A 9,742-nucleotide genomic window follows, 5' to 3' on the forward strand; every position below is an offset into this window, starting at 1 on the left:
TGTTTCTTCTCTTTCTTCGACTCAGCGCTTCATTCGCTACCTATTAGGACAATGTTTCTGCTTTTTCAGCGTCTCAGCGGTTCATTGGCTACCTATGAGTACAATGTTTCTTCTTTTTCAGCGTCTCAGGGGTTCATTCGCTCCCTATGAGGACAATGTTTCTTCTTTTTCGGCGACTCAGGGCTTCATTGGCTACCTATGAGGACAATGTTTCTTCTTTTTCGTCCACTCAGGGCTTCATTGGCTACCTATGAGGACAATGTTTCCTCTTTTTCAGCGACTCAGGGGTTCATTCGCTCCCTATGAGGACAATGTTTCTTCTTTTGCAGCGACTCAGGGGTTCATTCGCTCCCTATGAGGACAATGTTTCCTCTTTTTCGGCGACTCAGGGCTTCATTGGCTACCTATGAGGACAATGTTTCTTCTTTTTCGTCCACTCAGGGCTTCATTGGCTACCTATGAGGACTTTGTTTCCTCTTTTTCGTCCACTCAGGGCTCCATTGGCTCCCTATGAGGACAATGTTTCCTCTTTTTCAGCGACTCAGGGCTTCATTGGCTACCTATGAGGACAATGTTTTCTCTTTTTCGGCGACTCAGGGTTCCATTGGCATCCTATGAGGACAATGTTTCCTCCTTTTTACCCGTTCCGGGGTTCAATGCGTTCCGTTTTTCCCCTTACTTTCCTTTACGAACATGATTATGCTCAACCCTAAAAAAGCGATACCACTTAAGACCATTGAAGTTACCAGAAACCAAGGAGTCGGGGCAGGACCGTTTCCAATTGGACCTACTCGTGGTTTATTTTCATGATATATTGCATAAAAAGGAAGAGCAATCTTGATCAAGGATAGCACCAATAATATGTATTTTCTCATCTCCATCACCCCAACACCATTTTACCATTTCTTCCATAACTTAAGGTCTAACCACACAAAAAACCGAGCATCACCCCTGCCCGGTTTTTAAGAAAGTAAATCTTCTACTTTTTTTATATATTTTCTTATCGTGCTTGCGGATACCTCATATGTTTCCACCAGCTCTTTCTGTGTAACAGCGTAGCCGTTTCCTTTGCTCCAAACATAAGCGAATGCTGCTGCCCATGCTGGTGCGTTCGTAAAAGTGACAGCTTGTTTTAATGCTCTTGCATATAAATCAAACCATTCTTTTACTAGCATATCAGCTTGTTTTGTATTTAATAGTGATGCAATTTCATACCCATTCACGACATTTAATGGCACATCTTTACGTTTCAATAAAGCAAACATGGCAAATTCACGGACCGTCGACGTGACGAAGGATTGTTCCAGTACATTTTTGACTGTAGTCTTGCTAGAAGTACTTGATTGGAAAATATGAAAAAGCTGTTCCGCTTCTTCTTCCTCAACCGTTTTATCCTCCATTTGATTCCAAGGCTCCGTTCCTGCCTTTTCAGGATTCATTTCAAGTACTTTTGACCACGACTGTTCCGCAACTGTAAAGCGTTCCGTTTGATATGCTGCATTGGCAAGCCAGAAATAAAACGTCGCATCGCCTTGAAAACCGTTTTTCTGCAAAGAACGTAACCACTTGTAGGACAATTCGTGTCGACCAATCAACCCGAAAGTCGCTCCAAGCTTATAACGGTGTTCCACCAAAATAGGTGTCACTTTCTCAAGTCGGTTGGCTAGCTTGTTCATTTCCTTCACATTATTTTCGTAATGGAAAAAGACAAGCAAGTTACAAAGCGCATGCAAGTTTCCTGGGTTCTTTTCCAGCACTTCTTCCAGGACATCGCGAGCTTCTCCTAAATTCCCTTTGTAGAAGTAGGCTAAAGCCAGATTATTATACGCGGACCAGAATTGTGGATACTCCTCAATGATTTGTTCGAGCAGCGCCAACGCTTCATCTAGTTCCCCTTTTTCAAGCAAGCCTCTTGCATTCTCCTGCATGACAATGAGGTGATCCTGACCATCCACATAATCTTCCACTTCATCTACCTCGATTTCCAAAAGATCAATCAAATCCTCGGTATCCTCGACAAATTCCCCGTCTGGCTCCATCGTTAAATATTCCTCAGCATGCTTTCTTGCCTCTTGAAACAACCCCAAGTAAGCATAGTTATTAGCCAAGAAATAATGACAATCATGCATGTCCGGTGCCAAATCTTCTATAATATCTTCTAAAAGTTCATTAGAACGCTGATAATCTCCAAGCTCGGTAAGGACAATCGCCAGCTGACACATGATAGATGCATCACTAGGTTTCATCGCCTCCGCACGTTGGAGCCATTTTCTTGCCTTATATAAATCCCGCTTACGATAAGCACGGATTCCCTTTTGATAAAAATAATCGCCATTCTGCGCAAATGGGATGATCTTCGCAACTAGTTTCACATTCGGATTTTTTCCCATTATAGCCTCCATACAAACTTACTTACCGTTCGTAGTATAACATAAGAGAGGTTGGAAAGAATAGGTGGGAAATTTTGAGGTGTGCTGTATTTTCAAATAAAAACACTTTCCTAGCCTCGAAACCAGAAAAGTGTTTAACCAAGTTATTCTTCCTGTTCATCAGAGGGCTTTTTCGCATGCCGCTCCTCCAACACTGCCAACACTTCCTCCAAGTTAACGTCCTGTTCACGTAACAACACCATCACATGGAAGAACAAATCTGCAACCTCCCAGGTAAGCTCCCCGCGGTCACGGTTTTTCGCAGCGATGATTACTTCCGCCGCTTCCTCGCCAACTTTCTTCAGAATCTTATCCACACCCTCTTCAAAAAGATAGGTAGTATAAGAGCCCTCAGGCTTATCCACAGCACGAGAGGCAATGACAGATTCTAAGCGTGATAAAATGGAAGAAGATTTACTGGAGTCCGACGCACCTGAATCACCACCAAGCACTACCTCATGAAAACAAGTCTCCTCCCCCTTATGACATGCCGGACCATTCGGCTCCACCAGCACAAGCACCGCGTCCTGATCGCAATCGTAGCGCATCTCTACCACATGCTGCGTGTTTCCGGAAGTTGCCCCTTTGTGCCAAAGTTCACCGCGTGAGCGGCTCCAAAACCAAGTCTCCCGAGTCTCGACAGTTTTCACCAGCGACTCTCCGTTCATATATGCAAGTGTCAGCACTTCTTTCGTAGAGGCATTCTGCACAATAGCCGGGACAAGCCCCTTCTCATCAAACTTCACTGCTTCTAGATTGATCATCGAACCTGCACCCCTTTCTCCTTTAAATAGCCCTTCACTTCTTTTACGCTCGTTTCTTTGTAGTGGAAAATGGAGGCTGCCAATGCAGCATCTGCCGCTCCTTCTTCAAACGCATCCAAAAAGTGGGACGCTTCACCTGCGCCACCTGAAGCAATCACCGGAACGGAGACGGCCGAGCTTACCGCTTTAGTAAGCGCCAAGTTGAACCCCTTCTTTTCCCCGTCACTGTCCATGCTCGTCAATAATATCTCCCCGGCTCCCAACTTAACAGCTTCACGAGCCCATTCCACCACTTCCCAATCCGTTTCCCTGCGTCCGCCATGGGTATACACTCTCCACGAACCGAGGCTCTCGTCATACTTAGCGTCAATTGCAACAACGATACATTGTGAGCCAAAGTAATCGGCACCGGCCTGGATCAAGTAAGGATTAAGCAAAGCAGCTGTATTTAATGAAACCTTATCCGCACCGGCACGCAACAGCCGCTTCATGTCTTCAATAGAGTTGATGCCACCTCCGACAGTGAACGGAATCGCCAATTTAGCAGCCACCTGCTCGACGACATCCACCATCGTTTCACGTCCTTCATGGGAGGCAGAAATATCAAGGAACACCAGTTCATCTGCACCTTCTTCATCGTAAAAGGCAGCAAGCTCAACCGGATCACCCGCATCTCGGAGCTCGACAAACTGAACCCCCTTTACCACCCGTCCTTCTTTTACATCAAGACATGGGATAATTCGTTTCGTTAGCATTTACTTCACCTCTTCCAATGCACTGGCCAAATTGATTTTCTCCGTATAGATTGCTTTTCCAACAATGGAGCCTGACACGCCATCGCCGGCATATTTCCGAAGTGCCAACAAATCGTCCACAGAACTAACTCCTCCGGAAGCAATGACAGAAGCACCTGTCACACGAGCAAGTTCAACCGTCGCATCCACATTCGGTCCAGATAGCATGCCGTCCGTTGCGATGTCTGTGAAAATGAATGTTTCTGCTCCCGCATCCGCAAGCTCTTTTCCAAGCACGGTCGCTTTTACAGTCGACGTTTCCACCCAACCTTCCGTTGCCACATAACCATCCTTGGCATCAAGGCCAATTGCAATCTTAGCACCATATTTAGCAAGCATCGCCTTCACAAAATCTGGGTCATTAATTGCCGCACTTCCTAAGATCACTCTGTCTACACCGTTTTCCAAATAGCGCGCCACGTCCTCCGCCGTACGGATTCCCCCGCCAATCTGCACTTTTGCAGGCAGCTCGCGGGCCACTTGCAGCACAAAGCGGTCATTGACTGGCGAGCCTGCCTTGGCACCGTCAAGGTCCACCATATGAATCCACTCTGCACCCTGCTCCACAAATGTTTTTGCCATTTCAAATGGGGAATCGCCGTAAACTGTTTCCTTACTATAATCTCCTTGCAGCAGACGCACGCATTTTCCACCGCGCATATCAATAGCCGGATAAATGGTAAAGCTCATATTATCGCTCCTCTTCCTTCACAAGGTCCACAAAATTTTTCAAGATTGCCAAGCCGACATTGCTGCTTTTTTCCGGGTGAAACTGTGTCCCAAACACATTGTCGCGTCCCACTACAGCCGGCACCTGCACATCATATGTACTGCTTGCCAGTAGTTCCGCTTGAGCAAAATCTTTTATATAGTAGGAATGAACAAAATAAACGAAATCCTCTGGCACACCCTCCAAAAGCGGCGATGCCTGCTGGAATTCAAGTTCGTTCCATCCCATATGCGGTACTTTATAGGATGCACCTTCCGCTGTAACTCCAGGAAAGCGTTCCACCTTACCCTTCAACAGAGACAATCCTTCTGTTACGCCATTTTCTTCACTTTCCTCAAACAACAGCTGCATGCCAAGGCAGATCCCAAGTAACTTTTTCCCCCGTGCTACTTCTTCTTTTATAAAAGAATCAAGACCTGTTTCTTGTAAAATAGACATGGCGTCACGGAACGAGCCGACACCAGGCAGGATAAGGCCTTCCGTTTCAAACAAGACATCCCGGTCATTAGAAATGACATACTTGACACCCATCCGCTCTAAAGCCTTGCTCACGCTATATAAATTCCCCATTCCGTAATCTATGATGCCGATCATCTTCTATAACATTCCCTTCGTCGATGGTACCCCTTTAACTCGCGGATCAATCGTGGTTGCTTCGTCTAGTGCACGGCCAAGCGCTTTGAATATCGCTTCAATAATGTGATGAGTGTTCGTTCCATAATGCACTATCACATGAAGGTTCATGTGAGCCTCTAAAGCAAGCTTCCATAAAAATTCATGCACAAGCTCTGTATCAAATGTTCCAACCTTCTGGCTAGGAAACTCCGCTCTCATTTCTAGATGTGGACGATTGCTTAAATCGACGACCACTTGTGCAAGCGCCTCATCCATTGGAACAAACGCGTTTCCGTATCGTTTTATTCCCACTTTATCCCCAAGTGCATCTTTTAACGCCTGGCCTAGACATATTCCGATATCCTCCGTTGTGTGGTGATCATCGATATCCACATCCCCGTTTGCCTGCAGGTCCAAATTAAACTGTCCGTGTTTTGTAAAAAGGTCCAGCATATGAGTCATAAACGGAACAGGCGTCTCAAGCTTTGCCGCTCCTTCTCCATCTATCGTAAAAGCAAGCTGTATTTGGGTTTCTTTCGTATTTCTTTCTAAACTAGCCGTTCGTGTCATCACAATGTCTCCTCACTTTTCCTTGTTAGTAAATCGAGATTCCACCGCACGGGCATGCGCTTCCAATCCTTCTAATCGCGCAAACGCTGCAATTTTATCCACATTTTCTTTTAAAGCCTGTTCACTATACATAATCACACTGGATTTTTTCACAAATTCATCCACAGACAATCCACTGGAAAAACGTGCTGTCCCGTTAGTAGGTAACACATGATTCGGACCGGCAAAATAATCCCCCACAGGCTCTGAACTATACCTTCCTAGGAAAATAGCTCCGGCATGTTTGATGTACGGAAGAAGATTCATCGCCTCGGCTGTCATGACCTCCAAATGCTCAGGTGCCAGCTCATTTACCACACGTAGAGCTTCTTTTATCGTATCCGTAATAAAAATAGTACCGTATGCTTCAATAGAAGCTCGCGCTATTGCTTCACGCGGAAGTGTGGATAGCTGTTCTTCTACTTCATGAGCGACCTGTTCGGCAAGTACTGCTGACGTAGTCACGAGCACGCTTGAAGCCAGTTCATCATGCTCTGCCTGAGACAATAGATCCGCCGCAATCTCATTAGCCTTTGCCGTCTCATCCGCCAACACGACAATTTCGCTAGGTCCTGCAATACTATCAATATCCACAAGTCCATATACTTCTTTTTTCGCAAGTGCCACAAAGATGTTGCCAGGCCCAACAATTTTATCCACAGCCTGAATGGTTTCCGTTCCATAGGCAAGTGCTGCAACCGCTTGTGCTCCACCTACTTTATAGATTTCATCCACACCGAGAATATCTGCCGCCACCAACACTCCTGCAGGTAATGTCCCATCTGCAGAAGGGGGACTCACCATCGCGATTCTTTCCACTCCTGCCTCTTGTGCTGGGATGACATTCATCAATACGGAAGATGGATAGGCCGCTTTTCCACCGGGTACGTAAACACCGACCGCATCGAGTGCTGTTACTTGTTGTCCCAGAATCGTGCCGTTTGGTTTTGTGGATAACCAAGACTGTTTTACCTGTTTTTGATGGAATTCACGGATATTATCCGAGGCATTGTGGATAATGTTGATAACTTGTGGAGAAAGTTGTTGATAAGCAGCTTGGATTTCTTCTTTTGTGACTTTTAATGTGGATAGCTTTGCACCATCCCATTTTTCCGTGTATGAATACAGCGCTTTATCCCCTCGTTCTTTGACCGTTTGTAGGATTTGCAGTACTGCATCACGTTGTTCTTCTGTTCCTTGGTCAATTGAACGGCGCAATGACACCGATTCGCTCACCTTTTTTATCTTCATCATTTTTACACCTCTCCAACTACCTCTGCTAATCTATCCACAAGTTCATCTATCTGCTTGTCTTTTAACCGGTAACTCACAGGATTGACAATCAATCGCGATGTTATATCCACAATTCTCTCAAACTCCACTAATCCATTTTCCTTAAGCGTTCGTCCTGTGGATACGATATCCACAATCCGGTCTGATAACCCAATCAAAGGCGCCAGTTCAATAGAACCATTTAGCTTTACAATCTCTACCTGCTCCCCTTGTTCACGGTAATAGCTTGAAGCAATTCCAGGATATTTGGTCGCAATTTTGGGGGCAACATCCTTCATTTCCGTTCCGGGCAGCCCTGCCACCGCTAAATAGCATTCGCTGATTTTGAGATCAAGCACTTCATAGACATCACGCTCTTCTTCTAGCATCACGTCCTTGCCGGCAATTCCGACATCTGCCACTCCATGCTCCACATAAGTGGTCACATCCATTGGTTTGGCTAAAATAAAGCGCATGTTTTCATCCGGTACATCAATAATCAGCTTTCTAGAATCCTCCAAATCGGGAGGAATTTTATAACCTGCTTGAACAAGCAACTGAGCCGCCTCTTCAAAAATTCTCCCTTTTGGCATCGCGATTGTCAGTACGCTCATGCTTCGCTCTCCTTTCTAGCTTTTCCAAGGAAAAAGGTTACATCACTGAAGGACGCTGTGCATGCATCCACATTTTCCACACCTGCAATGTCCTGAAGGATTACTTTTTCCCCTGCTTCTCTTTTAGAAGTGGCAAATGCGATTGCCTCTTCTCTTCTTTCTTGACTGAACAGTACTCCCAGTATCTTCACTTCCGTCTTCTTTACACCTTTTGCTTCTAGAAGACGGTCTAAGTGGATTCCGAACCCTGTGGCCGATTTCTCACGGTTGAATTTTTGGAACAGCTTATCATATCTTCCGCCATTTCCGATCGGGAAGCCTATGTTTCCTGCATACGCTTCAAACACAATCCCCGTGTAATAACTCATATGACTGACAATATTTAGATCCAGCTTCACAAACTCTGCGACACCATAAGCTTCTAACATCGTCCACAGCTGCTCTAGCTCTTGGATTGCTTTTTTACCCGCATCTCCATCCAGCACTTCTTTTGCAAGCTCAATGTTGGACGAATCCCCTCTTAACGTTAATAAATTTAGCAGGCGTTTTTTATCGATAGAGGATAGCGGCAGATTTTTCACATGCTCGCGATACCCTACGTAATTTTTTTCATATAGGTATCTTCTTAAGGTTGCCGCGCGTTCTTCATTACCTACTATGTCGAGGAAGATCTCCTGCAAAAATCCGATATGACCAATTGCGATGGTAAAAGTTGATAACCCTGTGTTTTTGAGAAGTGCCACAAGCAAGGCAATCATCTCGGCATCGGCACTGATGGATCGGTCACCGATGCACTCCACACCTATTTGCTCAAATTCTGCCGGCCGACCCGCTTCATTTTGTTGCGCACGGAAGACATTGGCCGAGTAAGCAAGTCGCTGCGGATAACCTTCATTTAAAAGTCTTGAAGCAGCCACCCTTGCAATGGGTGCTGTCATGTCTGGCCTTAACACAAGTGTATGTCCTTGCTGATCTAGTAACTTGAAAAGTTGCTGATCGAGGATAGCGGATGCTTCGCCCACCGTTTCGTAGTATTCAAGGGTTGGGGTCTCCATGAACTGATAGCCCCATTGACTGATTTCTGCTGTCATAGTGTTTTTGACATTCTGTTTTGCTTCATATAAGGAAGGAAGCGTGTCCCGCATTCCTAATGGTTTTTCAAACATGAATGGTTTTGACATGTGGATACCCACCTTTTAAAATAATCTGAAATCCTTTAGTTCGCTAATATGGTAACATACTAACAAAATGAAACTTTTAGGTCAAGTGTTAACGGTTTGGGGTGTGTCTTTCTATATTTTGGGTAAAAAAAGGCACTTTATCCTTGGAGACAAAGTGCTTGTTATATAGAAGGCTTAATTGTATTTTTATGAAGACTTCGCTCGCTCAAAACTGAGGCTAGACAAGTCTTCATATCGGGTATGAGGACTTCTCTGACTCAATATTTCGGCTAGACAGGTCTTCATTCTGGGTATGAAGACTTCTCTGGCTCAATATTTCGGCTAGACAGGTCTTCATTCTGGGTATGAAGACTCCTCTGGCTCAATATTTCGGCTAGACAGGTCTTCATCCAGGGTATGAAGACTCCTCTGGTTCAATATTTCGGCTAGACAGGTCTTCATTCATGCTATGAGGGCTCCTCTGGCTCAATATTTCGGCTAGACAGGTCTTCATCCAGGGTATGAAGACTCCTCTGGCTCAATATTTCGGCTAGACAGGTCTTCATTCTGGGTATGAAGACTCCTCTGGCTCAATATTTTGGCTAGACAGGTCTTCATTCATGCTATGAAGACTCCTCTGGCTCAATATTTCGGCTAGACAGGTCTTTATTCTGGGTATGAGGACTCCTCTGGCTCAATATTTCGGCTAGACAGGTCTTCATTCATGCTATGAGGACTCCTCTGGCTCAATATTT

The 9,742-nt window shown here is 45.2% G+C and carries 10 protein-coding genes; all 10 read right to left on the bottom strand.

Annotation, left to right across the window (positions count from 1 at the left end; translation table 11 throughout):
- Nucleotides 1-653 precede the first annotated feature (653 nt).
- Entirely contained in the window at nt 654-875 is a 222-nt protein-coding gene (locus HC179_RS02090; protein WP_168862823.1) for a hypothetical protein, read from the bottom strand.
- 87 nt (nt 876-962) lie between these two features.
- Nucleotides 963-2,390, bottom strand: a complete 1,428-nt coding sequence (locus HC179_RS02095; RefSeq protein WP_168862824.1) for a tetratricopeptide repeat protein — start codon at nt 2,388-2,390, stop codon at nt 963-965.
- A 143-nt stretch (nt 2,391-2,533) separates the two neighbouring features.
- Entirely contained in the window at nt 2,534-3,193 is a 660-nt protein-coding gene (hisIE, locus tag HC179_RS02100) for a bifunctional phosphoribosyl-AMP cyclohydrolase/phosphoribosyl-ATP diphosphatase HisIE (protein ID WP_205825192.1), read from the bottom strand.
- Nucleotides 3,190-3,948, bottom strand: coding sequence for an imidazole glycerol phosphate synthase subunit HisF (gene hisF / locus HC179_RS02105; protein WP_168862825.1), 759 nt, complete (start codon nt 3,946-3,948; stop codon nt 3,190-3,192). The genes hisIE and hisF overlap by 4 nt, the downstream gene beginning before the upstream one ends.
- Nucleotides 3,949-4,677, bottom strand: a complete 729-nt coding sequence (gene hisA / locus HC179_RS02110) for a 1-(5-phosphoribosyl)-5-[(5-phosphoribosylamino)methylideneamino]imidazole-4-carboxamide isomerase (RefSeq protein ID WP_168862826.1) — start codon at nt 4,675-4,677, stop codon at nt 3,949-3,951.
- A 1-nt stretch (nt 4,678) separates the two neighbouring features.
- Nucleotides 4,679-5,311: an imidazole glycerol phosphate synthase subunit HisH gene (gene hisH, locus HC179_RS02115; protein ID WP_168862827.1), complete on the bottom strand. Its 633-nt coding sequence runs from the start codon at nt 5,309-5,311 to the stop codon at nt 4,679-4,681.
- 3 nt (nt 5,312-5,314) lie between these two features.
- Nucleotides 5,315-5,902 (bottom strand): imidazoleglycerol-phosphate dehydratase HisB, encoded by a 588-nt coding sequence (gene hisB, locus HC179_RS02120; protein WP_168862828.1) that lies wholly within the window; start codon nt 5,900-5,902, stop codon nt 5,315-5,317.
- 12 nt (nt 5,903-5,914) lie between these two features.
- The gene (gene hisD, locus HC179_RS02125; RefSeq protein WP_168862832.1) at nt 5,915-7,192 is read right to left on the bottom strand and encodes a histidinol dehydrogenase; all 1,278 of its coding nucleotides are present in this window, start codon (nt 7,190-7,192) and stop codon (nt 5,915-5,917) included.
- A gap of 5 nt (nt 7,193-7,197) precedes the next feature.
- Nucleotides 7,198-7,827 (bottom strand): ATP phosphoribosyltransferase, encoded by a 630-nt coding sequence (gene hisG, locus HC179_RS02130; protein ID WP_168862829.1) that lies wholly within the window; start codon nt 7,825-7,827, stop codon nt 7,198-7,200.
- On the bottom strand, nt 7,824-9,008 hold the full coding sequence (locus HC179_RS02135) for an ATP phosphoribosyltransferase regulatory subunit (protein ID WP_168862830.1): 1,185 nt from the start codon (nt 9,006-9,008) through the stop codon (nt 7,824-7,826). The genes hisG and HC179_RS02135 overlap by 4 nt, the downstream gene beginning before the upstream one ends.
- Nucleotides 9,009-9,742: the final 734 nt, after the last annotated feature.

The sequence above is a fragment of the Bacillus sp. RO1 genome, assembly GCF_012524115.1.
Classification (GTDB): domain Bacteria; phylum Bacillota; class Bacilli; order Bacillales; family Bacillaceae_I; genus Sutcliffiella_A.